Origin of the sequence: Streptomyces sp. NPDC101227, from assembly GCF_044767545.1 — a bacterium.
In the GTDB taxonomy this organism is placed as follows: Bacteria; Actinomycetota; Actinomycetes; order Streptomycetales; family Streptomycetaceae; genus Streptomyces.
Window position 1 is genome coordinate 270,703 of sequence record NZ_JBIWOD010000004.1, and the last position, 26,973, is coordinate 297,675.

Consider the following 26,973-nt stretch of genomic DNA (forward strand, 5'->3'; position numbering starts at 1 on the left):
GCTGTGACGGCTCGCGACGATTGCCGGGATTGGCCCCCGGCCAGGTGCCGGCCAGGGGCCGATCGCGCCCCCGATCGCACCGTCGTCGTCCCTGCCCGACCGCACCCCGACCACGCCAGGAGACGCCCCCGATGACTGAGCGCTGCGCCGTACTCGACGACTACCAGGGCGTCGCCCTCTCCATGGCCGACTGGTCCCCTTTGGACGGCACGGTGGACGTCCGCATCCTGCGCCGGCCCTTCGGCTCCGAGGACGAGGTGGTCGAGGCGATCGGCGACTGCGAGATCGTCGTCGCGATGCGCGAACGCACCCCGTTCCCCGCCTCGCTCCTCGCGCGGCTGCCGCGCCTGCGGCTCCTGATCACCTCCGGTATGCGCAACGCCGCCATCGACCTGGCGGCCGCCGCGCGGCACGGCGTCACGGTCTGCGGTACGGCCAGCAACGCCGAACCGCCCGTCGAGCTGACCTGGGCACTGATCCTGGGCCTGGCCCGCAACGTGGCCACCGAGAGCGCCGCGATGCGCGCGGGCGGCCCCTGGCAGAGCACGGTCGGCGCCGATCTGCACGGCCGCCGGCTGGGACTTCTCGGCCTGGGCAAGACCGGGACCCGGGTCGCCGGGGTCGGCCAGGCCTTCGGCATGGACGTCGTCGCCTGGAGCCAGAACCTGACCGCCGAGCGCGCCGCGGAGGCGGGGGTGGGCATCGCCGCCACCAAGGAAGAGCTCCTGGAGACCAGCGACTTCGTCTCCGTCCACCTCGTCCTCGGCGACCGCACCCGCGGCCTTCTCGGCGCCCCCGAACTCCGCCGGATGCGGCCCACCGCCTACCTCGTCAACACCTCACGCGCCGCGATCGTCGACCAGCCCGCCCTGCTCGACGCCCTGCGCGAGGGACGCATCGCCGGCGCCGGCCTCGATGTCTTCGACCAGGAGCCGCTGCCCGCCGACCACCCCCTGCGCACCCTCCCGAACGTCCTCGCCCTCCCCCATCTCGGCTATGTCACCCGACGGAACTACGAGGGCTACTTCCAGCAGGCGGTGGAGAACATCGTGGGATTCCTGGAGGGAAAGGCGGTGCGGGAGCTGACGTGAGGCGGACTCGCCTCCCCGCCCCATCACGCTCACCCGTTCGACCATGGCGGCGCCGCATGCTGGGCATGCTTCCCTCATGTCCGAGTACGAGTGGGATCGCACCACCATGGCCGTCGTCGCCTCCGCGCTCTCCGGCGACAGCGACGGCGCGGTGGAACTCCTCCGGCCGCTCCCCCAGCGCGACGTCTGCCATATCGCCGTACGGCTGGCCGCCATGGCCGCCGACGCGCTGATCGCCGCCGCCCAGGACACCGGAGGCGACCGCGAGGAGGCGCTGTCACAGTGGCAGCAGTGCATCCTGCAGCACGAGTGGGAGTACGACGGGGAATGAGCGGGGCCCGGAGCCCGGCCGGGTGGCGCCCCGCCGCTACTCCACCACCGGCAGCAGCTCCGGCAGATGCCCGTCCGACGCCAGCGCCGCGGCCTGCCGTTCCTCCGTCACGGGGCCATAGGTCGTCGTACGGGGCCGGGACGGGCGGCCGGCGGCATCGGCGATGGCAACCAGGTCCTGGATGGAGCGGTACGAGCCGTAGCTGGAGCCCGCCATCCGGGAGATGGTCTCCTCCATCAGGGTGCCGCCCAGGTCGTTGGCGCCCGAGCGGAGCATCTCTGCGGCGCCCTCCGCCCCCAGCTTGACCCAGCTGGTCTGGATGTTGGTGATGCCCGGGTGAAGCAGGACCCGGGCCATGGCCGTCACCGCGCGATTGTCGCGGGTGGTGGGGCCGGGGCGGGCGATGCCGGCGAGATAGACGGGGGCGTTGGTGTGGATGAAGGGGAGGGTGACGAATTCCGTGAAGCCGCCCGTCTCCTGCTGGATCTCGGCCAGGAGGCGGAGGTGGCCGAGCCAGTGGCGGGGCTGGTCGACATGGCCGTACATCATCGTCGACGAGGAGCGGATGCCCAGGTCGTGGGCGGTCTTGATGACCTCGACCCAGGTGGCGGTGGGGAGCTTGCCCTTGGTCAGGACCCAGCGGACCTCGTCGTCGAGGATCTCGGCGGCGGTGCCGGGGATCGTGTCCAGGCCGGCGGCCTTGGCCTCGGTGAGCCACTCGCGGATGGACAGGCCGGTGCGGGTCGCGCCGTTGACGACCTCCATCGGTGAGAAGGCGTGCACATGCATGCCGGGGACGCGTTCCTTGACGGCGCGCGCGATGTCGAAGTACGCCGTACCGGGCAGGTCGGGGTGGATGCCGCCCTGCATGCAGACCTCCACCGCGCCGACGTCCCAGGCCTGTTGGGCGCGGTCGGCCACCTGGGAGAGGGAGAGGGTGTAGGCGTCGGCGTCGGTGCGGCGCTGGGCGAAGGCGCAGAAGCGGCAGCCGGTGTAGCAGACGTTGGTGAAGTTGATGTTCCTGGTGACGATGTAGGTGACGTCGTCGCCCACCGTGGCGCGGCGCAGGTCATCGGCGATGGCGCAGAGGGCGTCCAGGGCGGGGCCGTCGGCGTGCAGCAGCGACAGCGCCTCGGCGTCGGTGAGCTTGGTGGGGTCGTCGGCGGCCTGCGAGAGGGCCTGGCGTACGTCGGTGTCGATGCGCTCGGGGACCATCCCGGGGGCGGCGGCCTCGCGCAGCGCCTCCCAGTCGCCGTAGACCTCGTCGAAGTCATCGCGCCGGTCGGCCGTGCGGCCTTCGGTGTCGATGGTGTGGTGCAGGTCCGTACGGCCCGTGGAGTGCATCGAGAAGCCCTCGTCGGGCTCCTGCCAGGGGCGGCCCACCACGGGGGCGTCCTCGATGGCCAGGCCCGTCTCCGGGTCGGCGAGCGCGCGGACGTGCGGCAGCAGTCGGGGGTCGAGCCAGGGCTCGCCGCGCTGGAGGAACTCCGGGTAGATGGGCAGCCGTTCGCGCAGCTCGAAGCCGGCGGCCGCGCAGCGCTCGGTCAGCTCCTCGATCTGCGGCCAGGGGCGCTCGGGGTTGACGTGATCGAGGGTCAGCGGCGAGACGCCGCCCCAGTCGTCGATCCCGGCGTCGATGAGCATCGCGTACTCACCGTCGACCAGGTTGGGCGGCGCCTGGATACGGGTGGACGGGCCCATGATGTGCCGGGCCACGGCGATGGTGGCGGCCAGCTCTTCCAGTTCGGCGTCCGGCATTCCGCGCATGGCCGTGTCCGGCTTGGCGCGGAAGTTCTGCATGATCAGTTCCTGGATGCCGTGGTAGGTCCGCTGGATGCGGCGCAGCGCGAAAATGGACTCGGCGCGCTCCTCGTAGGTCTCGCCGATCCCGATGAGCAGCCCGGTGGTGAAGGGAACGTTGGAGCGGCCGGCGTCCTCCAGGACGCGCAGCCGGACGGCGGGCTCCTTGTCGGGCGAGCCGTGGTGGGGGCCGCCGGGCTCGCTCCACAGCCGCTCGGCGGTGGTCTCCAGCATCATCCCCAGGGACGGGGCGACGGGCTTGAGCCGCTGGAAGTCCGTCCAGGACAGCACCCCCGGGTTGAGGTGCGGCAGCAGCCCGGTCTCCTCCAGTACGCGGATGGCCATGGCCCGTACGTAGGAGAGCGTGTCGTCGTAGCCGTGCGCCTCCAGCCATTCGCGGGCCTCGGGCCAGCGGTCCTCCGGCTTGTCGCCGAGCGTGAACAGGGCCTCCTTACAGCCCATTTCGGCGCCGCGGCGGGCGATGTCGAGCACCTCGTCGGGCGACATGAACATCCCGTGGCCGTCGCGGCGCAGCTTGCCGGGGACGGTGACGAAGGTGCAGTAGTGGCATTTGTCCCGGCACAGGCGGGTGAGGGGGATGAACACGCCGCGCGAGTACGTGATGATTCCGGGGCGCCCGGCGGCCTCCAGGCCCGCGTCCCGCACCCGGGCCGCCGAGGCGCACAGGTCCCGCAGGTCCTCGCCGCGGGCCTGCAGCAGCACCGCGGCCTCGCCGGCATCCAGTGCCACGCCGTCGCGGGCCCGCTTGAGCGCGCGGCGCATGGCGTTCGCCGTGGGGCGCCCCGGCCGGCCGGCGGCGCCCGTCCCCCCGTCGGCCGCCCGGCCGGCCGCCCTGCCGGATTCCTGATCGGCCCCCTGGTCGGGCCCCCGGCCGGATCCCTGGTCGGAGCCCTGGTGGTGTCGCCGGTCAGATCCCTGGTCAGGTCCCTGCGCGCTGGAAGTCATCCTCCGAGCATACGAGCGCCCGCCGACACTGCGGCCGTCGGTCAACCGGCCGCCGGTGTGCCACTGATCACGTCAGACGGAGGTTCCCTCCGCGCGGCGGGCGTGGCATTGCGTGGCCCTTCCCGGGGCGCGCGGCGCACGCCCGGTGGAGCCGGATTACAGGCCGGCCAGCAGCTCGTCCGAATACGTCCGGGTCAGGAACTCCATGTTGTGACCGTCGGGGTCGTCGAGGTACAGGCCACGGCCGCCGTCGCGGGTGTTGATCTGCTGTGCCTGGTGGTGCAGGGGGTCGGCCCAGTACGGCAGCTGCCGCGCCGCTATCCGCGCCAGGATCGCGTCGAACTCGTCCTCCGTCACAAGGATCGCGTAGTGCGTCGGAACGAACTCGCGGTCGGTGGCGACATGCTCTGCGTAGTCGAGGCTCACCCCGTTGTCCATCTTGACGACGGCGAACGGGCCGAAGGCCTTGGGCGCGGGGACGTCCAGAAGGTCGGTCAGGAACTGGGCGGAGGCAAAACGGTCGGTGCTGTGCACGATCGTGTGGTCGAGGCTGGGCATCGGACTCTCCTTGGACCGTCGATCTGTGGATACGGCTCTGAGGTGCGCGGGACCGTGGACGCCACCGGACCGGCGACATCGTCCCCGGCCCGCGGCGCGCAGCGAATCCGTCACTTTCCACGCTATGACCTCCGACGGCGGACGCGCTTCGGTCTCCGGTACCGTCCTGCGCCCGCCGGCCGTACGCCGATGGCCCTAGGTCGTGTCCGCAAACTCCCGCCTGGCTCGCGGGCGACAACGGGAGTTTGCGGACACGACCTAGGCAGCCGCGCTACGCCGCGCCGTTCACGCTCCTGCCACGCGGATCACGCTGCGCCGCCTCACAGGTACTGCGCGAAGTCGTCCAGCGTGCGCAGCACCTCTGCCTCGCCTGCCGGCGGCAGTTGCAGCACCACCTCCTGGAGGCCCAGCTCGCGGTAGTGCGCCAGCTTCCCGGCCGAGGGACGGACCGCGTACGGCACCACCACGGGCTCCCCGGTGCGCCCGGCCTCCGCCCAGGCCTGCCGCAGCGCCGGAACGGATTCGGTCAGCCCGCGCCCGCCGATCGGCAGCCAGCCGTCCGCGTACTCCGCGATGTGCCCGAAGAGCTTGGGCCCGGCCGCCCCGCCGATCAGGGTGCGTGGCGCGCCGTGCGCCGGTTTGGGATGCGCCAGGGACGCCCGCACGGAGCCGAACTCGCCCTTGTAGGCGGTCGGTTCCGCGGCCCACAGCGCCCGCATCAGTGCCACCCGGTCGCGCGTCAGCTCGCGCCGGGTCGACCAGTCGACCCCGTGGTCGGCGGCCTCCTCGACGTTCCAGCCGTAACCGATGCCGAAGGTGAAACGGCCGCCGGAGAGGAAGTCGAGGGTCGCGATCTGCTTGGCGAGGCCGACCGGGTCGTGCTGGGCGACCAGGGTGATGCCGGTGCCCAGGCCCAGCCGCTCGGTGACGGCGGCGGCCTGGCCGAGCGCGATGAACGGGTCGAGGGTGCGGCCGTATTCGCGGGGCAGCGGTTCCCCCATGGGGGCCGGGGTGTCCCGGCTGGCCGGGATGTGGGTGTGCTCGGGCAGATAGAGCCCGGCGAATCCGCGTTGTTCCAGCTCAAGGGCCAGCCGGTCCGGCCGGATCGTCTCGTCGGTCAGGAAGATCGTGGTCGCGATCCGCATGCTGAGGACACCTCCGTCAGGCGTGTGGTGACCGCATGTTGCCCTACCGCCCGCCGGTTATCCACAGGCCTTTCCCTCCGTGTCACACCCGCGTACAACAGTTTTCACACGGCGATACGAGGCGACAGCGCGCGGATACACAGCGATACGAGCGGCATGTGAAGCGATAGGCGATAGCCGACGAGACCGAAGAAGCGGCGAAGCGGCGAAGCGGCGAAGCGGCGAAGCGGCGAAGCGGCGACGTCACGAGACGAGACGCGGGGGCGAGGATGGAACGACGCGAGGTTCTGAGGCTTTCGGCGGTTGCGGGTGCGGCGGGCGCGCTGACACTTGGCACTGTGAGCTTCGCCGACGCCGCTCCCGGGGCCGGGGCCGGACGTGCCGACCGGACCGAGCGGGCCGCCGGCTCCGAACAGGAACGGAGAGTCACCGGCCATCTGCCCACCGGTGCGCCGGACTTCGTCTACCTGCCGGTCGAAGTGCCCCGCGGCGTGCGGGAGATCGCCGTCGCATACAGCTATGACAAGCCCACCGTCCCCGAGGGCACGGCCGGCAACGCCTGCGACATCGGCATCTTCGACGAGCGCGGCAAGGGCCTCGGCGGCGCGGGATTCCGCGGTTGGTCGGGCGGCGCCCGCGCGGAGTTCTTCCTGCGCGCCGACGACGCCACCCCCGGCTACCTCCCGGGCCCCGTCAACGCCGGGACCTGGCACATCGCCCTCGGCCCGTACACCGTCGCGCCCCAGGGCCTGAACTACGACGTCACGATCACCCTGCGGTACGGCCCGCCGGGGCACACCCCGGCCCCTGTCTACCCTCCCGAACGCGCCCGGGGCCGCGGCCGCGCCTGGTACCGGGGCGACAACCATCTGCACTCGGTCTACTCCGACGGCAAGCGCACGCCCGCCCGGATCGCGGCGCTGGCCCGCGCCGCCGGGCTGGACTTCATCACCACCTCCGAACACAACACCACCTCGGCGCACCGCGCATGGGAAGGGCTGTGGGGCGATGACCTGCTCATCCTGACCGGCGAGGAGATCACGACCCGCAACGGCCACGTGGTGGCGATGGGCACCGACCCCGGCGTCTTCATCGACTGGCGCTACCGGGCCCGCGACAACGCCTTCGGCAAGTACGCACGCGCCATCCGCGAGGCCGGCGGGCTGGTCATCCCGGCCCATCCGCACGCCACCTGCATCGGCTGCAACTGGAAGTTCGGCCTGAACGACGCCGATGCGGTGGAGGTCTGGAACGGCCCGTACACCCCGGATGACGAGGTCACCCTCGCCGAGTGGGACAACACCCTGGTCGCCCACACCCGCGGCCGCACGGCCTGGCTGCCGGCCGTCGGCCACAGCGACGCGCACCGCGACCCCGATGTCGTGGGCCTGCCGCAGACCGTCGTGCTGGCCGAGGACCTCTCGCGGCACGCCGTGCAGGAGGGCATCCGGGCCGGCCGGGTCTGGATCGCCGAGTCATCGAAGATCGACCTCGCCTTCGCGGTCACCGGCGAGCGCGGCGAACACGCCGGCATCGCCGAACGCCTCGAGGTCTCCCCTACGGCCAAGGCCACCGCCGAGCTGAAGATCTCCGGCGCCCCAGGCTGCACGGTCTCCTTCGTCACGGACCAGGGACGCCTGTTCACCTCCCCCCTCCCGCCCTCCGGCACGGGCACCGTGACCTGGCAGACCACGCCTGGCTACGCCGCCTATATACGCGCCGAGGTCCGCCATCCGCCCACCACGGCGGGGCTCCCGGGGGCGATGGCGGCGATGACCAATCCGGTGTTCCTGGGGAGGGGGTGAGGGGCTACCGCGAAAGCGGACCCCGCCCGCGGACAACGGGCCGGGCTCCGCTCCCTGCCGGGGCCGGGCGGCGCTCGCTACCGGTTCAGTCCTCCACCACCATCGCCGGTGTGGTCCGCGTCAGTACGTCGCCCCGGAAGAAGGCCGGGCTGCGCCGCTGCATCACCAGCATGATGACCACGCCGATCAGCAGCAGCCCGACGCCGATGACGAAGACCGAGCCGACACCGAAGACCGAGCTGCCGGAGCCGTAGGCGGGGTTCCACATGTCGATCAGGGTCTTGAAGAAGACGGCCGCGAGGAGGACGCCGCCCAGGACCGGGAAGACGCCCTTGAACAGCAGGTCGCGGGCCGAGTTGCGCAGGTCGCGGCGGAAGAACCAGGCGCAGGCGAAGGCCGTGATCGAGTAGTAGAAGCAGATCATGAGGCCGAGCGCGTAGATGGTGTCGATGAGGACGTTCTCGCTCAGGAAGCTCATCACCGCGTAGAAGACGCCGGTCGCCGTGCCCGCCGCGATGGTCGCCTTGCCCGGGGAGCGGAAGCGCGGGTGGATCTTGGCGAAGGAGGCCGGGAGGGCCTCGTAGGTGCTCATCGCGAGGACCGTGCGGGCCACCGGGATGAAGGTGGTCTGGAGGCTGGCCGCGGCCGACGCGAGGACCGCGACGAAGAGCAGTACGCCGAGCACGGTGCCCATGACGGGGTTGGCGAGGGCGGCGAAGACATTGTCGGCGGTGCCGGGGTTGCCCAGGCCCAGGCCCTTGTGGCCGACGCCGGAGAACATCTGCGAGGCGACGGCGGTCAGCAGGTAGGAGCCGATCAGCACGACCATGGCCAGCAGGGCGGCGCGGCCGGGCGTCTTCTCGCTGCCCGCGGTCTCCTCATTCACGGTCAGGCAGGTGTCCCAGCCCCAGAACATGAAGATCGACAGCGAGAGGCCGGCCGTGAAGGCGGAGAAGGACTGGACGGCGAAGGGGTCGAGCCAGGTCCAGGAGAAGTGGAGGGAGCCGGCGAGGTCGCCGGACTGCGCCTTGATGACGGCCATCGCGACGAAGACGGCCAGTACGGCGAGCTGGAGGCCGACCAGGGCGTACTGGACGCCCTTGGTGGCGGTCATCCCGCGGTAGCTGATGGCCGTGGCGGCGGCGATGAAGATCAGACAGGTCGCGACGTGGGCAAATCTGTTTCCGTCCAGGTCGGCGATGGTCTGGCTGCCGGTGAGTTCGCCGAGCAGGAGATAGAAGAACGAGGTGGCGACGCCGGCGAGGTTGGAGAGCACGATGATCGTCGCGATCACCAGGCCCCAGCCGCACATCCAGCCGACGCGGGGGCCGAAGGCCTTGACCGTCCAGGTGAAGGACGTGCCGCAGTCGGGGACCGCCTTGTTCAGCTCGCGGTAGGCGAAGGCGACGAGCAGCATGGGCAGGAAGCCCGCGAGGAAGACGGCGGGCATCTGCACGCCGACCTCGCCCACGGTCGGGCCGAGCGTAGAGGTGAGGCAGTAGACGGGCGCGACGGTCGATATGCCGATGACCGCGCTGCCGAGCAAGCCGACGGAATTGCCGCTGAGGCCTTTACTGCGGGTGTCGCTGCCACTTCCGCCGACGCTCGTTACCGTGTCTCCGGTCTTCGGCCGGGGGTCTACCTGAACCATGAACAGGACGTTAAGGCCTGCTGTTTCCGTATCCGGATGATGATCTTCCGCAACAGATACCTTCTCTATGCAGGTAAATCAGACCTGAGACCCAACCAATCGCAAGGAGAAAACGAATCAAGCCTTCAACTTCATGGCATTGACTCAGGTCTTCCGCGATGCGGGAATCGCAGCGGTGTCCGTTTTGGTGTAGTTCAAAATTTTCCCATCCGTTGTCTGGAAATTTTCGCGCGCTCGTGCAAGGGGGCCTCCCCCGCCGCTCCACGACCGGCCTTCCGCCCCCGTGCTGTGACCGGCCTCTCAGCCCGGCCACACGATCGATTGCAGCTCGCTGTAGGCGTGCAGCGCATAGGAACCGACATCGCGGCCGACCCCGCTGCGCTTGAAGCCGCCGAACGGGGCCTCCATGTTGCGGCCGACCGTATTGATCCCGACCCCGCCCGCCCGCAGCCTGCCCGCCACCCGGAAGGCGCGGGCCACATCGCCGGACCAGACGTAGTCCAGCAACCCGTAGTCGCTGTCGTTGGCCAGCGCGAGGCCCTCCTCCTCATCGTCGAAGGGGACCACCACGACAACGGGGCCGAAGATCTCCTCGCGCACCGCCCGCATCTCGTTCGTGCAGTCCGCGAAGAGCGTCGGGCCCACATAGAAGCCACGGTCCCGTGCGGGACGCTCGCCGCCGGCAACCAGCCGCGCGCCCTCCTTCCCGGCCAGCTCGATGTACGACTCGATACGGTCCCGGTGCGCGGCGGAGATCACCGGGCCGACGACCGTGCCGGGGTCGCCGGGATCACCCAGCGGCAGCCGTTCCGCGTACCGGGCGAGGCCGGCCACCAGGCGGTCATAGATGCCGCGCTGCGCGAGCACCCGCGTCGGCGCCGTGCATATCTGGCCGCTGTAGAAGGAGAAGGTCGTGCCGATCCCGGCCACCGCGCTCTCCAGGTCGGCGTCGTCGAAGACCAGCGCCGCGCCCTTGCCGCCCAGCTCCATCAGCTGCCGCTTCATGCCGCGGCCGCACTCCTCGGCGATCTTCTGGCCGACGGCAGTGGAGCCGGTGAAGCTGACCATGTCCACGCCGGCCGCGGCGACCGCCGCCTCGCCGACCTCCGGCCGCGCCCCGGTGACGACATTGACCACCCCCGGCGGCACGCCGGCCGCCGCCAGCGCCTCGGCCATCCGGTACACCGACAGCGGATCCTGCGGCGCCGGTTTGACCACGACCGTATTGCCCATGGCCAGGGCCGGCGCCACCTTGCCAGCCGCGTTCGCCCAGGGGTTGTTGTACGAGGTGATGCACGTGACGACGCCGACCGGGCGGCGCACCGCGAGCGCGCCGAGGACGCCCGCCTTCCCCATCGGCCCGGCTTCGCTGACCTGCGGCGGCAGGCCCGTCTCGACCGGTTCCAGGGCGCCGCGCGCATATCGCTTGAAGCGCGCGACGGACACCCCCACCTGCATACCGCGCGCGATGCCGGTCGTCGCGCCGCTCTCCGCCCGGGCCAGCTCCGCGTACGGAACGATCTCGCGGCGCATCACCTCCGCGGCCCGGTCCAAGATCGCCGAACGCTCTTCGGGCGTGGTGCGCGACCAGCCCTCGAACGCCTCGCGGGCCGCGTCGACCGCCGCCTCCACCTGCGCCCGGCTCGCCTCCGGGGCCCGCCCGACGACCTCCTCGGTCGCCGGGTTGATCACGTCGTAATGGCCGCCGTCCGGCTCGACCCACTCCCCGCCGATGAACAGCCGACCTTCACCCGCCATGGCCGCATCCGCTCCGCCCGGTCCGCTCACCTGGTGCTCACCGTCCTCGTGTCCCGCCCCGACCGCAGCACCGTCCCCGGCACCGCCCCGGTCACCACGTCGTCCCGGATCGCCTCCACGCCATTGACCCGCACGCTCACCACCCCGATCGCCTTCGAGTCCAGCCGCGGGCTGTCCCCCGGCAGGTCGTGCACCAGCGTCGCCGGCCCGGCGTCGATCCGCTCCGGGTCGAACAGCACCAGGTCCGCGTGGTAGCCCTCGGCTATCCGGCCCCGCTCGCGCAGCCCGAACAGCCGGGCCGGGTCATCGGTCAGCATCTGTACGGCCCGCTCCAGCCCGACGAGCTTGCGGCCGCGCAGACAGTCGCCGAGGAAGCGGGTGGTGTACGGGGCGCCGCACATCCGGTCCAGGTGGGCGCCGGCATCCGAGCCGCCCAGCATCACGTCCTCGTGCTGCCAGGTCGCCTGCCGCAGCGCCCAGCTGTCCGGGTCGTTGTCGGTGGGCATCGGCCACAGGACCGTACGGAGATCGTCGTTGGCGCAGATCTCCACCAGGCAGTGGAAGGCGTCCTGACCGCGCTCGGCGGCGATGTCGCGGACCACCCGGCCGCTGAGTCCTTCGTTCGCCGCGGAGTAGGTGTCCCCGATGACGTACCGGTCGAAGCGGGCCAGCCGGCGGAAGACCCCGGCCTCCTTGCTGTCCGCCCGGCGCAGCATCTCGGCGCGTACGTCCGCGTCCCTCAGCCTGGCGATCCGCTCGGGCACCGGCAGGCCGAGGATCTCGCCCCAGCCGGGGATGAGGTTCAGGGCGCAGAAGGTGCCCAGCGACATGTTCATGGGGGTGAGGATGGGCATGGTCAGCGCCACGATCCGGCCGCCTGCCTTGCGGGCCCGTTCGCCGGCGACCAGCTGGCGCGGCACCCGCTCGGGCACCGCGGCGTCGATGGTGAGCACGTTCCAGTTCAGCGGGCGTCCGGCGGCCGCCGACATCTCCACGAACAGATCGATCTCGTCGTCGTCGAACTGGTCGAGGCAGCCCGCGACGATGGCTTCGAGCTGGGTGCCTTCGTGGTCGGCCACCGCGCGGGAGAGGGCGAGGAGTTCGTCGGGGCGGGCGTGCCGTGAGGCGACCGGTTCGCCGTCGCCGTCGGAGTGCGTGGACGACTGGGTCGTGGACAGTCCCCAGGCCCCGGCCTCCATCGCGTCATGGAACAGCCGCAGCATGTCCGTCAGCTGCTCGGGCGTCGGCTGCCCGCCCACCGCGTCCGCCCCCATGACATGCCGCCGGAGCGCGCAATGGCCCACCATGAAGCCGGCGTTGACCGCGATCCGCCCCTCCAGCGCGTCGAGGTACTCCCCGAACGTGTGCCAGTTCCAGGGCGCGCCCTCCTCGAGCGCCACCAGCGACATGCCCTCGACCTTGCTCATCATCCGCCGGGTGTAGTCGGCGTCCTCGGGGCGGTCGGGATGCAGCGGGGCAAGAGTGAAGCCGCAGTTGCCGCCCGCGACGGTGGTCACGCCGTGGTTGAGCGAGGGTGTGGCATACGGGTCCCAGAACAGCTGGGCGTCGTAGTGCGTATGCGGGTCGACGAAGCCGGGCGCGAGGACGAGGCCCTGGGCGTCCTCGCTCGTACGGGCCTCCTCGGTGACCGTCCCGGGTTCCGCGACGATCGCGATCCGCCCGTCCCGGATGCCGAGGTCGGCGGTGTAGGAGGGCGCGCCGGTCCCGTCCACGACGGTCGCGCCCTTGATCAGGTGGTCGAGCATGGCGGGGATCCCTTTCTCGGTGCGGTTCGTGGGGCGGCGCCCGGCCAAGGCGCCGCTCCTCCAGCGCGGGCGGGACGTCGATGACGCCCCTGGGTCGTGTCCGCAAAATCCCGTTGTTGCCCGGCGAGCCAGGCGGGAGTTTGCGGACACGACCTAGCTGCCCGCCGCCTGACGGAAACGCGTGGTGCGGTGCACGGGATCGGTGTCGATCTTGGGGATGACGTGCTCGCCGATCAGCTTGATCGTGTTGAGCGTGTCCTCGGAGCTCACCCCGATGGGCAGCCCGAAGGAGAGCTGGTCGGCGCCGGCCTGCTCCCACCTCTTGCACTGCCGCAGCACCTCGTCCGGATCACCGCAGATCATCAGCTCCTCGGCGATCAGCAGCTCGATGATCTCCTCGGTGTACTCGGGCAGGAGCTCGGGCCACTCCGGTATGCCCTCGGGCCGCGGGAAGGTGTCGTGGTAGCGGAAGAGCAGCGACTGCAGGTAGTTGAGTCCGCCGCTGACCGCGATCTCCACCGCCTTCTGGTGCGTCTCCGCGCAGATCGCCGTCGAGGTCACCATGACGTTGTCGTTGACGAAGTCGCCGACCGCCTCCGCCTCCTTCACGGCCGTCTTGTACGACTCGACGACCCACTCCATGTCGGAGACCTTCTGCACGCTGAAGCCGAGCACGCCCAGCCCCTTCTTGCCCGCCATCGCGTACGAGGACGGCGAACCCGCGGCGTACCACATCGCCGGATGCGACTTCCCGTACGGCTTGGGCAGGATCTTGCGCGGCGGCAGCTGCCAGTGCTTGCCCTGGAAGCCGACGTACTCGTCCTGGAGCCACATCTTGGGGAATTCCGCGATCGTCTCTTCCCAGATTTCCTTGGTGTGGTTCATGTCGGTCACACCCGGCATGAAACCGAGTATTTCGTGGCTGCCGGCGCCCCGGCCGGAGCCGAACTCGAAGCGCCCGCCCGAGAGATGGTCGAGCATGGCGACCTTCTCGGCGACCTTCACCGGGTGGTTGACAGGGGCGAGCGGGTTGAAGATTCCGGAGCCGAGGTGAATGCGCTCGGTGGCGTGCGCGAGGTAGCCGAGGAACACGTCGTTCGCGGAGATGTGGGAGTACTCCTCCAGGAAGTGGTGCTCGGAGGCCCAGGCGTATTTGAAGCCGGACCTGTCCGCCTGGATGACGTACTCGGTCTCCTCCATCAGTGCGTGATGCTCGGCCTCCGGGTCGACCTTCGCCCTCGCGGCCGGCACATATCCCTGCACAAAGAGCCCGAATTCCAAGGGAGTTCACTCCTTCGGGGTGCGGGGGTCGCCCCCCGGAAGATTTCGTCCGTTCGATTACTTACCGTCGATCCTCATCGCACGTTCCGTCACGTCTTCGACGGTACCCCGCCCCTCTGACAATCCGCCCGGCCGAGCCGCCGGGGGCCACCCGGCCACCCTGAGAGTTCGGCCATCGACCTGACGGATCGTCAGATGACGATCGAGGCAGACTCTGGCACCGCCCGCATCCATCGTCAATACCTGACGCCTCGTCAGGTATTGCTCGTCAGACGTCGCTTGCCGGATATCGCTTGTCAGATATCGCTAGCACCGGCCAACGACGTTCAGAACACCGAAACCCCTGCCAGCCACCCCCCATCGATGACGAACGGCTGCCCGGTGATGTACGACGAGTCCTCGCACGAAAGGAAAAGGGCCAGCCGGGCCACCTCCTCCGGCTGCCCGATCCGCCCCATCGGGACGACCTTCCCGTAGAACTCGTCCAGCGCCGCGCTGCCCGCCGCGTCGGCCGCCTTCGGCCCGCCGTCCGCCGCCACCCGGTCCGGGTTGGTCATCGGCGTATCGACCGCCCCCGGGCACATCGCGTTGACCCGGATCCCCTTGCCCGCCAGCTCCATCGCCGCCACCCGCGTCATCCCGACGATGGCGGCCTTGGTGGCGGCGTACGAGGTCAGGAACGCCATCCCGGTCAGCGCCGTGTACGAGGCGGTGTTGACGATCGTCCCGCCGCCGGCCGCCGCCAGCTCGGGCGTCACCGCCTTCATCCCCAGGAACGCGCCGACCTGGTTGACCTGCACCACCTGCTGGAACTCCGCCAGCGGCGTGTTCACCAGCTCGTTGAAGCGCAGTATCCCGGCGTTGTTGACCAGTCCGTCGATCTTCCCGAACGCCGCCTTCGCGGCCGCGACCGCCGCCTCCCAGTCCGCCTCCTGGCCCACATCCAGATGGACGTACCGGGCCCGCTCCTCCCCCAGCTCCTTGGCGAGCGCCTCCCCCGGCCCGTCCAGCACATCGCCGAGGACCACCCGCGCCCCTTCCGCCGCAAAGAGCCGCGCCTCCTGTTCCCCCTGTCCACGCGCCGCGCCCGTGATGAGGACAACCCGGTCTGCCAGCTTTCCCATGCCCGCCTCCCAGCGTTCCCGCGCGGTACGGCGATCCCCGCCGCACCCGCCTCGACCCCACTCGCTCAGCCGTCGAGCCGCGTCGCGACCTCCGTCGCGAACGCGGCCATCTGATCCGTCAGTTCGCTGCGGCTCCGGCTGCGGAACCGCACCTGTATCTGGGCCACACCCATCGCCCGGTACTCACGCAGCGACTCCGCGATCCGCTCCGGCGCACCCGACAGGGTCCGCCGCCCGACCTCCCACCCCGGCTCGCCCACATACAGCGGCTCGACGATGGTCCCGATCGCGATCGGCTCCGTGACCCCGGCCGCTTCCCTGAGGGCCAGCAGCCGGGCTATCTGGCCGGGCAGCTGATCCCGCCGGTCGCCCTGCGGCAGCCACCCGTCACCGCGGACCGCGGCCCGGCGGACGGCGGCGGGCGAGGAGCCGCCCACCCAGATCGGCGGCCGCGGCGTCTGCGCCGGCCGCGGCGCCTGCCCCAGTCCCGAGAACGCGAACCGCGTCCCCTTGAATTCGGGGAATTCCGCCGGCCCCAGCGCCGCCTTCAGCGCGTCGACGGTCTCGTCCAGCACCGCCCCCCGCCGCGAGAATTCCACCCCGAGGGCCTCGAACTCCTCGGCCACATGCCCCGCGCCGACGCCGAGAATCAGCCGCCCGCCGGAGAGGTGGTCCAGCGTCGCGTACTGCTTGGCGCTCACCAGGGGATGCTTGAGGCCCACCACCGCAACATGGCTGAGCAGCCGCACCCGCTCCGTCACGGCCGCCAGATGGGCGAGGGTGGCCACCGGGTCGTACCAGGTCGTGCCCATCGCGCCGGCCAGCCGCCGCGGAATCGCGATGTGCTCGCAACAGGCGATATAGGCAAAGCCGTGCCGGTCGGCGACGCGCGCGATCTCCACCAGATCGGCCGGCCCGGCCGCCGCCTCCCAGCTCTCCGCGTACAGGGTGCTCTGCGACTGCACCGGAAGCTGCATTCCGTACGCCAGTCGCCCCTCGGGCAGTATCCGCACCATCTGGATGGCTCCTCCTGGTGGATATCGGGCACGCCTCGGACGGTCGTCCGACGGCTGTCCGGCGACCCGTCTGCGACCGCCCGGGCCCGGTCCGACGACCGACCCGACGGCCTATCTGACGGGCCGTCATTTACCGCGGAGGCCATCGTCATGGCTGACGCACCATCAGACAAGAGGTCCGGCAATACCGGCGGCCGACGCCGGCAGTCGGCAGACGGCAGACGGCAGACGGCAGACGCAGTCAGCAGTCAGCAGTCAGCAGTCGGCACTCGGCACTCGGCACTCGGTCGCCGGTATCGACACCGAAGCCCTCCAAATTTAGGTCGGGTGACCTATATTGCTGCCATGAACCACGCGACGGGGACATCCGACGAGCTCCGGTACGACGCGGCCGGTCCGGTCCTGCTGGTAGGCGGTTACGGAACGGTCGGCACCGAGCTGGCCCGGCTGGTGGCGCCGCACTGGCCGCTGCTGCTGACCGGGCGCAATGTGGCGCGGGGCGCGGCGGTGGCCGCGGAGACCGGGGCGCGGGTCGAGCGCTGGGACCTGGCCGGTCCCGAGCCGTTCCGGGCCGAAGTGCGGGCGGTGGTCGGGGTGGTGAACGATCCCGACGACCGGGTGCTGCGGGCGGCGCTGCGCGGCCGGGTGCCGTATGTGGACGTTACCCGCTGGACCGCGCGGCTCCAACGGGCCGCGACCCTCGCGGCGCTGGCGGGCCCGACCGCGCCCGTACTCCTGTCCTCGGCCTGGATGGGCGGCGTGACCAGCCTGGTGGCGGCGGCACTGGCGGACGGCCTGGGCGGCGCGGACACCGTTGACGTCGCCATCCGCTGGGACCTCAAGGACCGTGCCGGCGCGGATTCGGTGGAGTTCATGGACCGGCTCGGCCTGGACTACGAGATCACCGAGGACGGGCGGCGGCACACGGTCATGCCGCTCAGCGATGTCCGGCGGGTCCGCATCGGGGCCCACCCCACGAAGGTGGCCCGCATCGACACCCCGGAACAGTTCACCCTGCCCCTCGCCCTGGGTGCGGCCACCGCGACCACCCGTATCGGCTTCAGTTCCGCGGCCTCCACCTCCTCGCTCCTGGCCGTCAAGCGGCTCGGCTTCTTCCGCTGGGGGCGCGGCGAACGCTTCGCCTCCGCCCGGCGCGCGCTGTTGTACGCCCCGGGCGAGGGCGGCGTCGCGCGGCTCCGTATCGACGTCACGCACGCCGGCCGTATCCGCACCGCGACCGTCACCGACGAGGCGGGTCAGGCCCACCTCACGGCCGTCGGCGCCGCCCTGGCGCTCCGCCGGGTCCTGGGTGCGGACGGCGCCGAGGCACCGCGCGGCGTGCTCTTCCCGGAGCTGACCCCGGTCCCGGCCCGGGTCCCGGAACTGCTCGCCGAGTACGGGGTAACACTGGAGATCAGCGACGTCACCCTTCCCGTCACCACACTCGCCACGAGAGCCGCATGACCAACACCCCCACCACCAAGGGCGCCCGCAAGCGCACCCAGCTCCTCGACACCGCCGAAGAGCTCCTGCTCGCCACCGGCCACGCCGGACTCTCCATGCGCGCCGTGGCCACGGCCGCCGACATCCGCCTGGGCAACCTCCAGTACTACTTCCCCACCCGCGCCGACCTGGTGGCCGCCGTCCTCGACCGCGCCCTGTCCCACTCCCTGGAACGCCTCCGCCCGCTCCTGTCGGAGCCCGGGTCCCCCACGGCCCCCGATCCGGAACGGGTCGTCCGCGCCCTGCTGGCCGAACAGGACGACCCCCGCCTGGTCCGGCTGTTCGCCGAACTCTGGGCGATGGCCGCACTGGACGAGGCCGTCGCCGCGGCCGTACGCGCCTTCTACCGCGACTACCAGGACCAGGTCGCCGCCTTCCTGCACGCGCGGCGGCCGGACCTGTCCACCGCGCAATGCCGCTCCCGCGCCGGGGTGTTCACGATGCTCACCGAGGGGGCATCGCTGTTCCGCTCCGGCATCGCGGATCACCGTACGCAGGAGACCGACGCGGAGCTGGTGGCGATGGCGGTCGGGATGCTGGGCGGGGCCGGTCCGGATGCCGTCGACGCGGCGCGGCGCGGCTGAACGCGGTCCGCGGCACGCACATCACTGCCGCTCGCCCCGCCCTGCGCCGCCCCCCTCAGCGACGGCGGTAGAAGGCGAACAGCACGCCGGGGCCGTCCGCGGGCGGCGCGAAGGCCCCGGCGGTGCGGAGGGAGAGGAGAGGGGGCTGCGTCCCCTTCGGCAGGACCTTCGGGCGGCCCGTGCTCAGCGGTACGGCCACGGCGGCTCCGGCGGTCCCGGCGGCGTCGCCCTGGGTCATTCCGTACGCCTGCCCGTCGTCGCCGACGGACAGCAGCAGGATCTGGCGCTGTTCGTCGCCTTCCGCGAAGCAGTAGCCCTTGCCCTTCTTCAGATCGAAGGCGAGCGGCCCGGCGGTGAGATAGCGGCCGTTCAGCGACAGGGCGCTCGGGTAGTCCTCCCCCGATCCCTGGTCCGTCAGGCTGTCCAGCGCGCAGCGCACGGATGCCTCCACCTTGCCGGTCTCGGCGTTGTGCACCGCCCAGATGTCATCACCGTCACCCCCGTCGCCCCCGTCGCCCTCGTCGTCCTTGGCCGTCCAGGACGCGAGGAGATGGCCGGATACGGCCAGCCGGGCCCTGCTCTTGTATTTCTCGTAGTCGTCCGTCTTGGCGCCCGGCGGTACGGCGCGGCTGGAGTTCCAGACACCGGGGATGCCGAAACCGCCCGCGGAGCCGTCCAGCACCGGCCCGCGCCTGGTCAGCGCCTTGACCTCACTGCTGACACAGCCGATCGCCCCGCACGTGGGTTCGCCGACCTCCAGGCTGTGGGGGTAGCGCTTGGTCCGGCCGGTCCGGGGGTCGACGGAAACGGACTCGTCGCCGCCCTTCGTCGTGACCAGCAGTCCCGCTCCGGCGTCGCGTACCCGCGCCACGCTCGAGAAGCTCTCGACCGGCACCTTCACCACCCGGGCGGGGGCGGCGGACGTGCCCGAGGTCCCGGCCGGGTAGAGGGCCACCGCGACGACCTCCTTGCCCTTGCTGAGCGCATCCTTGCCGTCCAGGCCGTGCGCCCAGACGGCAAGGTATTCCCGGCCGTCCCGCTCGACGGCCTCCACACCCGGTGTCTCGGCGCGCCCGCCCGCGCTCTCCTGCGGCTCCGGCGGCTGCCAGGGCCTGCCGCTGAAGCGCAGCGCGCCCGTCGCCTCGTCGCGGGCCTCCAGGACGTACGATCCGCCCTTCTTCTTGAGGAGTGCGACGATCCCGGCCCCGGGCGCGACGGCGAACGGCCGGCCGGTGGCGTCTTCGGGCACCCAGGGGAGGGCGTCCTGCCAGCCCTTGCTGTTGTCGAACGCCTGGGGAACCGTCGCCTTGACCTTCAGCGCCTGCGGGCCGTTGCCGCCCGGTGCGGCCGCCCCCGTGCCGTGGCCGCCGCCCGCGCCACCGCCGCAGGCGGTGAGCGTCAGCAACCCCGCCACCGTCGCCGCGGCCACCGTCGCCATCGCCGTCGCGTACTTCAAAGAACTGACCAGCCTCTCCCCGTGCGCGGGAACAGCCGGTCAACTGCCGCCCCCGTGCAGCCCATCACGTCGGCCCGACTGTACGACGCGGCCGGCGGAACGGCTGCGGTCAGCCTCGGGCGGTCACCGACCGGCCCGTAGGAGGCGGCCGCCGGTTACCGGGCGGATGCCCCCGGCGCCCAAAGCCCCTCCCCCGTCAGCCCCAGCAGCTCGATCGCGTTCCCGCGTACGATCCGCTCCACCACGTCCGGCGCCAGATGTCCCATCTGCGCCTCCCCGACCTCCCGCGACTTGGGCCAGGTGGAGTCGGAGTGCGGATAGTCGGTCTCGTAGAGCACGTTCCCCGCCCCGATCGCCTCCAGGTTCTTCAGGCCGAAGGCGTCGTCGAAGAAGCACCCGTACACGTGCTCCGTGAAGAGTTCGCTCGGCGGTCGCAGGACCTTGTCGGCGACGCCGCCCCACCCCCGGTTCTCCTCCCAGACGACATTCGCGCGCTCCAGGATGTACGGGATCCAGCCGATCTGGCCCTCGGCATACATGATCTTGAGGTCGGGGAAGCGGTCGAACTTGCCGCTCATCAGCCAGTCGACCATCGAGAAGCAGCAGTTGGCGAACGTGATGGTGGAGCCGACGGCGGGCGGCGCGTCGGCGGAGGTGGACGGCATTTTGCTGGACGAGCCGATGTGCATGGCGATGACGGTGCCGGTCTCGTCACAGGCGCGCAGGAAGGGGTCCCAGTAGTCGGTGTGGATGCTGGGCAGGCCCAGATGTGGCGGGATCTCGCTGAAGCAGACCGCCCGGACGCCGCGGGCCGCGTTGCGCCGCACCTCCGCGGCGGCAAGTTCGGCGTCCCAGAGGGGGATGAGGGTGAGCGGGATCAGCCGTCCTTGCGCCTGCGGGCCGCACCACTCCTCCACCATCCAGTCGTTGTACGCGCGCACCCCCAGCAGCCCCAGTTCGCGGTCCTTGGCCTCGGTGAAGGTCTGGCCGCAGAAGCGCGGGAAGGTGGGGAAACAGAGCGCGGACTGGACATGGTTGACGTCCATATCGGCCAACCGTTCCGGGACGCTGAAGGAGCCGCGGCGCATCTGCTCGTAGGTGATGCCCTCCAGCTTGATGTCGTCGCGGGAGTAGCCGACGGCGGTGTCGAGGCGGGTCAGCGGCCGCTGCAGATCCTCGTATACCCACCAGTCGGCTATCGGACCGTCGTCGCCCGGCGCTCCCATCTTGGGAGCGAATTTGCCGCCCACGAAGGTCATTTCCTTCAGGGGTGCGCGGACGATGCGCGGGCCGATGTCGTGGTACTTCGACGGGAGCCGGTCCCGCCAGACGGTGGGCGGTTCCACCGTGTGGTCGTCCACCGAGATGATCTTGGGGAAGGTCTCCATGGTCTCCATGCCGCTACGGTAGCGCCGATCTGACGGTCCGTCAGTAATCGTGCGGCCCATGACCCGCTCAATACGGGAACCGCGCGACGGCTCCCGCGCGTACCAGGCCAGGGGAGGCACACAGGGGGCGCACGGAATCCATTCCTCCGCGCCCCTGCGTGCGCCTCCCCCCAACGCCCACCCGACACCCGGGGAGGCTTTGTGGACGCTCCAGACCCCTACTGACGTAAAGGGGCCTGACAAGGCAGACTGGCCGTTGCGCACAGCGGATACGTGCGAACAGCGCGTATACGACCGGGACAGGGCAGGGGGAAACGATGGACGACGGTACGGGGCAGGGGCAGGAGCGGCTCCGCTTCACCGTGCTCGGTCCCGTACGGGCCTGGCGTGGCGAGACGGCGCTGGCGGCGGGCTCCCCGCAGCAACGGGCGTTGCTGGCCGCACTGCTGTTGCGCGGCGGCCGCACCGCCACCGCGGCCGAGCTGGTCGATGCCCTGTGGGGCGACGAACCGCCGCACGCCGCGCTCGCCGCGCTGCGCACCTATGCCTCCCGGTTCCGCAAGGCGCTCGGCCCGGATGCCGATGCGCTGGTCAGCGAGTCCGGCGGGTACGCGATCCGGTCGACGGACGGCCAGCCGCTCGACCTCGACCACGATCAGGCCGAGCAGTACGCCGCCGAGGCCGAGAAGGCCAGGACCGCCGGCGACCTCAGCCGCGCCCGCGAACTCCTCGACCGGGCGCTGGACCTGTGGGATGGCGAACCGCTGGCAGGCCTCCCGGGCCCGTACGCCGAGACCCAGCGCACCCGCCTCAACGAGTGGCGGCTGTCCCTGATGGAGACCCTGCTCGAACTCGACCTGGAACTCGGCAGCCATGCCGAGGCCGTCTCCGAACTGACCGCCCTCACCGCCGCTCACCCCCTGCGCGAACGGCTACGAGAACTGCTGATGCTGGCGCTGTACCGCAGCGGACGCCAGGCGGAGGCGCTGGCGGTCTACACCGACACCCGCAAGTTGCTGGACGACGAACTGGGCGTCGATCCCTGCGCCTCGCTCTCCGAGCTCCAGCAGCGCATCCTGCGCGCCGACACCGACCTGGACGCGCCGCCCGTCATCAGCGACGGCCGGGACGCCACCGGGCGGGTCGCCGTACGTCCCCAGCAACTGCCCGCCAGCGTCGCCGACTTCACCGGCCGCGCCGCCTTCGTCGCCGAACTCGGCGATCAGCTCGCCACCGCCGAGGGCAGCGTGATGGCCGTCTCCGCGCTCACCGGCATCGGAGGTGTCGGCAAGACGACGCTGGCCGTGCATGTCGCCCATGCCGCCCGCGAGCACTTCCCCGACGGGCAGCTCTACGTCGACCTCCAGGGCGCCGGCCACACCCCCTCCTCGCCCGAGGCGGTCCTGGGCGCCTTCCTGCGCTCCCTGGGCATCCCCGACCCCTCCATCCCCGACGGCCTGGCGGAGCGCTCCGCCCTTTACCGCTCCACGCTGGCGGGCCGGCGCATACTGACCCTCCTGGACAACGCGCGGGACGCCGCACAGGTCCGGCCGCTGCTGCCCGGTACGGAAGGCTGTGCCGCCCTCATCACCAGCCGCGCCCGCATGATCGACCTGGCCGGCGCACACCTCATCGACCTCGACGTCATGAGCCCCGAGGAGGCACTCGCCCTCTTCACCCGCATCGTCGGCGAGGAACGCGTCAACTCCGAACGCCAAGCCGCCATGGCCGTCGTCGGCGCCTGCGGCTTCCTCCCGCTGGCCATCCGCATCGCCGCCTCCCGGCTGGCCGCCCGCCGCACCTGGACCGTCTCCATCCTGGCCCGCAAACTCGCCGACGAGCGCCGCCGCCTGGACGAGCTGCGCGCCGGCGACCTGGCCGTCAAGGCGACCTTCGAGCTGGGTTACGGCCAGCTGGAGCCGCAGCAGGCGCGGGCGTTCCGGCTGCTGGGACTGGCGGACGGGCCGGACATCTCGCTGGCGGCGGCCGCGGCGATACTGGATCTGGACATCGAGTCGGCCGAGGAGCTCATCGAATCCCTCGTGGACGCCTCTCTCCTGGAGTCCGCCGCCCCGGGCCGCTACCGCTTCCACGACCTCGTCCGCCTCTACGCCCGCGACTGCGCCGAACGCGACGAAGAGCCCTCATCCGAGCGCGAGGCCGCGCTGTCGCGGCTGCTGGACTTCTATCTGGCGACGGCGGCCCGCATGTACGCGCTGGAACGGCCCGGTGACCGCCTCGTCGATCACATGGAGCCCACCGGCTACCCGGGCCTGCAATTCACCGACCGCCCCGAGGCCCTGCAGTGGCTCTTCGGGGAGGCCCGCTGCCTCCTCGCCTGTGCCCAGCAGTCCACCACGCCTCAGGCCCTTCGCCGGGCCGTCGATCTGCTCCTGCTCACACTGGACCTCGCAGAGTCGAGCGCTGACTCGCACCAGTACGAGCAGGCCAATATGAGCCTGTTGGCGGCCGCCCGCGAACTGGGCGACCAGCGCGCCGAGGCACGGTTGCACACATCACTGACGAACGTCCACACGCTGGCGGGCCGGCTCGACGAGGCGGACGCCCACGCGCAGTCGGCGATGCTGCTGGGGCTGGCGACGGAGGACGCGTTCGCGTCGTCGAACGCGCCCAACGACCGGGGCATCATCGCCGGCATCCAGCAGCGCTACGAGGACGCCGAGCTGTATCTGAGTCAGGCGCGCGCCGCCTTCCGCGACGACCGGAACGAGCAGTCCGAGGCCAGCGCGCTCTGCAACCTGGCCCGCGTCCACCTGGGCACGGGACGCGTCGAGAGTGCCATCAAGCTCGCCCAGGAGGGCATCGGCATCTACCGGAAGCTCGGCGCCACCCGCCGCCTCGCCAACGGCATGTATTCGCTCGGGCTGGCCCTCACACGTGCCGGACGGCTCAACGCCGCCCGTCAGCAACTGTCCGAGGCCTTGGTCATTTTCCAGGAGAACCGCCAGGGATTCTGGGAAGGAATGACGCTGCTCAGGCTGGGCGAGATCGAACTCGGTGACGGCCACCCGGCCCAAGCCGCCGAACACGCGGAGCAGGCACTCAAGGCCCTCCGTATCGTCGGGGGTGAGCGGTGGCGCGCGGATACCTTGACGCTGCTGGGACGCGCGCTCCACTCCATCGGGCACACCGGCCGCGCGCGGGTGTGTTGGCAGGAGGCCCTGCCCATCTATGAACAGCTGGGCTCGCCCGAGAGCCGCCAAGTGCAGGCCCTGCTCAGCCCGGTGCACGTGTCCTGAGCGAACGGCCGCCACGTTTGCGCAGGCCACAGCCCGAATCGTCGGCGTTTATCGATCGTTCATCGCGGGAGTCCAGTCTCTCTATTGCCGAACCGCCGCCTCGGGGGGCAAGCGGCTCGGCAGCCAGGCCCCACCGCTAGGGTGAGCGGCTCTGGAACGCCCGTCCGGCGACCCACGGGGGAGTTGCCGGCCGGGCTTCCCACAGCGCCCACACTCAGGAGTTGATCAGCATGAGCAACGACCAGGTACCGCCGGCAAGCGACCGCGACATCATCAAGCCGATGGACAAGCACATGCCCATCGGTGCGCCCGGCGTCCCCAAGAAGAAGCCCACCAAACCCACTACCGCAGAGGGAAGCGCGCCTGCGGTGGCCGCCGCGGACAAGCACATGCCCATTGGCGACCCGAAGAACTAAGGCGCTGTACCCGGGGGATCGCAGGGGCCGGTTTCGATGGCTTGGAGGGGGAGCCATCGGAACCGGCCCCTGCGGCTTGTTCGCGCCGCATCCGGCCAAACTTCCCCGGTGGCTTTCCTGTCCATGATCGGGACGGTTGTATGGCCGTGACCGAACTGTTCCCACCACCACTCATCCGCCTTCACCGAGGAGACGACATGCACCGCACCAAACACGCCATAGCCTCTGTCGCGCTGGCCGTCGCGATCGTCGGCACCGTCGCCGTCCCTGCCGCAACGGCTGCACAACCCAGGCGCTCCTCGGCGCAGGTCGCTCCCATCGACCGCCACATGCCGCTCACCGCGGCCCTCGGAGACCTGGACCGGCACCAGCCGTGAGCGGGCGCCGCCACTGAGGCAGCGCGCCTGCACCACTACTGACGCCTCGTCAGATTCGCTGCTACAGTCACGCCACCCGCGAGCCGCGAGGAGGCGACATGTTCGACCCCACCCGCATCCACCACCTCTGGGACCTGGTCGACGACCGGGCTCGGGCCTCGGCCGGGCGGACCATGTTCTTCGACGAGGACGGGCACGGCGTCACCTTCGACGAGGTGCGGGACACGGCGCTGCGGGTGGCCGCGGGGCTGCGGGGGCTCGGTATCGGGGCCGGGACGCGGGTGGTGTGGCAGCTGCCGACACGGGTGGAGACCGTGGTGGTGTCACTGGCGCTGGCGCGGCTCGGGGCCGTACAGACACCGGTCATCCATCTGCTCCGAGAGCGGGAGGTCGGGTTCATCCTGGCCGAGTCGGCCGCGGAGTTCGTGCTCGTACCCGGCGTGTGGCGGGGGTTCGACTACGGAGCGATGGCGCGGAAGCTGGCCGGCGACGGCCTCCAGGTGATCTCGGTGGCGGACGGGCTGCCGGTGGGCGATCCTGCGGACCTGCCGGATGCCGCGCCCGACGGCGATGACGGACGCACCACCTGGATCTACTACACCTCCGGGACGACCGCGTCCCCCAAGGGCGTCGAGCACACGGACGCCTCGCTGATCGCGGGCGGCGTCGGGCTGGCCACCGCGCTGGGGATGTCGGCGGACGACATCGGCTCGATCGCGTTCCCGTTCGCGCATATCGCCGGGCCGGACTACGTCATCGCAATGCTGGTCAGCGGCTTCCCCGCGGTGATGCTGGAGACCTTCGAGCCGGGACGGGCGGCCGCGGTCTACCGACGGCTCGGGGTGACCATGGCGGGCGGCAGCACCGCCTTCTATCAGGCCTTCCTGGACGAGTCGCGGCGGTACCGGGGACAGTCGCCGGACGCTGAGCGGCTGATTCCGTCGCTGCGGCTGCTGTCCGGCGGCGGGGCACCCATGTCACCGGAGCTGTACGCGGCGGCCGGGCGCGAGCTGGACTGCGCGATCGTGCACGGGTACGGGATGACGGAGTGCCCGATGATCGCGATGGGGACGCCGTACGACAGCGATGAGCAGCTGGCGCGGACGGCGGGCCGACCCGTGACGGGCGCCGAGGTGCGGATCGTGCGGGCGGACGGGAGCGAGGCCGGGAGCGGGGAGTCGGGGGAGGTCACGCTCAAGGGGACGATGCTCTTCCGGCGGTACACCGATCCCGCGCTGACGGCGGAGGCGTTCGACGAGGACGGCTACTTCCACACCGGCGACCTGGGGCATCTGCGGCCCGACGGGCATCTCGTCCTCACCGGGCGGCTCAAGGACATCATCATCCGCAAGGGCGAGAACATCTCCGCCCAGGAGATCGAGGACCTGGTGCGGACGCATCCTGCGGTGGCCGACGTCGCGGTCATCGGGCTGCCGGACCGCCGGCGGGGCGAGCGGGTGTGCGCGGTCGTCGCGCTTGCGGAGCACTCCCCCGATTCCGCCGCCGGGCCGGCTCCCGCCCCGCTGACGCTTTCCGACCTGACCGCTCATCTGCGGGCCGCCGGGCTGATGACGCAGAAGCTGCCGGAGCAGCTGGAGATCACGGCTGAACTGCCGCGCGGGGGCCCGCTGAACAAGGTGCTCAAGTCGGCGCTGCGGGAGCGCTACGCCGGCGCCCTCTGAGGAGCCGGGGAAGCG

The 26,973-nt window shown here is 71.1% G+C and carries 20 protein-coding genes; 9 read left to right on the plus strand and 11 right to left on the minus strand.

Annotation, left to right across the window (positions count from 1 at the left end; all coding sequences use genetic code 11):
* Positions 1-131: 131 nt before the first annotated feature.
* Entirely contained in the window at positions 132-1,091 is a 960-nt protein-coding gene (locus ACIRPT_RS10825) for a D-2-hydroxyacid dehydrogenase family protein (protein ID WP_403825203.1), read from the plus strand.
* Between the two features lie 76 nt (positions 1,092-1,167).
* Positions 1,168-1,422 carry a hypothetical protein gene (locus ACIRPT_RS10830; RefSeq protein WP_403825206.1) on the plus strand — a complete coding sequence of 85 codons (255 nt, stop codon included), beginning with the start codon at positions 1,168-1,170 and terminating at the stop codon, positions 1,420-1,422.
* Between the two features lie 36 nt (positions 1,423-1,458).
* On the opposite strand, the gene ACIRPT_RS10835 is transcribed toward ACIRPT_RS10830, so the two are convergent.
* The 3 genes from ACIRPT_RS10835 to ACIRPT_RS10845 all read right to left on the minus strand — a co-directional run bounded on the left by ACIRPT_RS10835 (position 1,459) and on the right by ACIRPT_RS10845 (position 5,891).
* Complete coding sequence (locus ACIRPT_RS10835; RefSeq protein ID WP_403825208.1) at positions 1,459-4,188, minus strand: bifunctional FO biosynthesis protein CofGH; 2,730 nt, start codon at positions 4,186-4,188, stop codon at positions 1,459-1,461.
* 156 nt (positions 4,189-4,344) lie between these two features.
* Positions 4,345-4,746 carry a VOC family protein gene (locus tag ACIRPT_RS10840; protein ID WP_403825211.1) on the minus strand — a complete coding sequence of 134 codons (402 nt, stop codon included), beginning with the start codon at positions 4,744-4,746 and terminating at the stop codon, positions 4,345-4,347.
* 320 nt (positions 4,747-5,066) lie between these two features.
* Positions 5,067-5,891, minus strand: a complete 825-nt coding sequence (locus ACIRPT_RS10845; RefSeq protein ID WP_403825214.1) for a TIGR03619 family F420-dependent LLM class oxidoreductase — start codon at positions 5,889-5,891, stop codon at positions 5,067-5,069.
* 269 nt (positions 5,892-6,160) lie between these two features.
* On the opposite strand from ACIRPT_RS10845, the gene ACIRPT_RS10850 reads away from it, so the two are divergent.
* Positions 6,161-7,696: a CehA/McbA family metallohydrolase gene (locus ACIRPT_RS10850; RefSeq protein WP_403825217.1), complete on the plus strand. Its 1,536-nt coding sequence runs from the start codon at positions 6,161-6,163 to the stop codon at positions 7,694-7,696.
* 85 nt (positions 7,697-7,781) lie between these two features.
* Here ACIRPT_RS10850 and ACIRPT_RS10855 read toward each other — a convergent pair whose 3' ends face one another.
* From ACIRPT_RS10855 to ACIRPT_RS10880, 6 genes are all read right to left on the minus strand, one after another.
* Positions 7,782-9,347 (minus strand): APC family permease, encoded by a 1,566-nt coding sequence (locus ACIRPT_RS10855; protein ID WP_403825220.1) that lies wholly within the window; start codon positions 9,345-9,347, stop codon positions 7,782-7,784.
* Positions 9,348-9,647: 300 nt separating this feature from the next.
* Positions 9,648-11,105, minus strand: coding sequence for an aldehyde dehydrogenase family protein (locus ACIRPT_RS10860; protein WP_403825223.1), 1,458 nt, complete (start codon positions 11,103-11,105; stop codon positions 9,648-9,650).
* Between the two features lie 26 nt (positions 11,106-11,131).
* Positions 11,132-12,871, minus strand: a complete 1,740-nt coding sequence (locus ACIRPT_RS10865; protein WP_403825226.1) for an amidohydrolase family protein — start codon at positions 12,869-12,871, stop codon at positions 11,132-11,134.
* A 153-nt stretch (positions 12,872-13,024) separates the two neighbouring features.
* A complete protein-coding gene (locus ACIRPT_RS10870; RefSeq protein WP_403825229.1) occupies positions 13,025-14,152 on the minus strand; it encodes an LLM class flavin-dependent oxidoreductase in 1,128 nt (375 codons plus the stop codon).
* A gap of 326 nt (positions 14,153-14,478) precedes the next feature.
* Positions 14,479-15,276 (minus strand): SDR family NAD(P)-dependent oxidoreductase, encoded by a 798-nt coding sequence (locus tag ACIRPT_RS10875; RefSeq protein ID WP_403825232.1) that lies wholly within the window; start codon positions 15,274-15,276, stop codon positions 14,479-14,481.
* A 65-nt stretch (positions 15,277-15,341) separates the two neighbouring features.
* A complete protein-coding gene (locus ACIRPT_RS10880) occupies positions 15,342-16,292 on the minus strand; it encodes a TIGR03619 family F420-dependent LLM class oxidoreductase (RefSeq protein WP_403825235.1) in 951 nt (316 codons plus the stop codon).
* A gap of 345 nt (positions 16,293-16,637) precedes the next feature.
* Between ACIRPT_RS10880 and ACIRPT_RS10885 the strand changes: the two genes are divergently transcribed.
* A complete protein-coding gene (locus tag ACIRPT_RS10885; protein WP_403825238.1) occupies positions 16,638-17,756 on the plus strand; it encodes a saccharopine dehydrogenase in 1,119 nt (372 codons plus the stop codon).
* On the plus strand, positions 17,753-18,379 hold the full coding sequence (locus ACIRPT_RS10890) for a TetR/AcrR family transcriptional regulator (RefSeq protein ID WP_403825241.1): 627 nt from the start codon (positions 17,753-17,755) through the stop codon (positions 18,377-18,379). Before ACIRPT_RS10885 ends, ACIRPT_RS10890 begins: the two co-directional genes overlap by 4 nt.
* 55 nt (positions 18,380-18,434) lie before the next feature.
* Here ACIRPT_RS10890 and ACIRPT_RS10895 read toward each other — a convergent pair whose 3' ends face one another.
* Positions 18,435-19,835 carry a hypothetical protein gene (locus ACIRPT_RS10895; RefSeq protein WP_403825243.1) on the minus strand — a complete coding sequence of 467 codons (1,401 nt, stop codon included), beginning with the start codon at positions 19,833-19,835 and terminating at the stop codon, positions 18,435-18,437.
* 155 nt (positions 19,836-19,990) lie between these two features.
* Positions 19,991-21,223, minus strand: coding sequence for an amidohydrolase family protein (locus tag ACIRPT_RS10900; protein WP_403825879.1), 1,233 nt, complete (start codon positions 21,221-21,223; stop codon positions 19,991-19,993).
* Positions 21,224-21,540: 317 nt separating this feature from the next.
* Between ACIRPT_RS10900 and ACIRPT_RS10905 the strand changes: the two genes are divergently transcribed.
* From ACIRPT_RS10905 to ACIRPT_RS10920, 4 genes are all read left to right on the plus strand, one after another.
* Positions 21,541-24,483, plus strand: a complete 2,943-nt coding sequence (locus ACIRPT_RS10905) for a BTAD domain-containing putative transcriptional regulator (protein WP_403825246.1) — start codon at positions 21,541-21,543, stop codon at positions 24,481-24,483.
* Between the two features lie 230 nt (positions 24,484-24,713).
* Positions 24,714-24,899: a hypothetical protein gene (locus tag ACIRPT_RS10910; protein WP_403505421.1), complete on the plus strand. Its 186-nt coding sequence runs from the start codon at positions 24,714-24,716 to the stop codon at positions 24,897-24,899.
* A gap of 197 nt (positions 24,900-25,096) precedes the next feature.
* Positions 25,097-25,276, plus strand: a complete 180-nt coding sequence (locus ACIRPT_RS10915; RefSeq protein ID WP_403825249.1) for a hypothetical protein — start codon at positions 25,097-25,099, stop codon at positions 25,274-25,276.
* Positions 25,277-25,374: 98 nt separating this feature from the next.
* Positions 25,375-26,958: a class I adenylate-forming enzyme family protein gene (locus ACIRPT_RS10920; protein WP_403825252.1), complete on the plus strand. Its 1,584-nt coding sequence runs from the start codon at positions 25,375-25,377 to the stop codon at positions 26,956-26,958.
* The last annotated feature ends 15 nt before the right edge of the window (positions 26,959-26,973 follow it).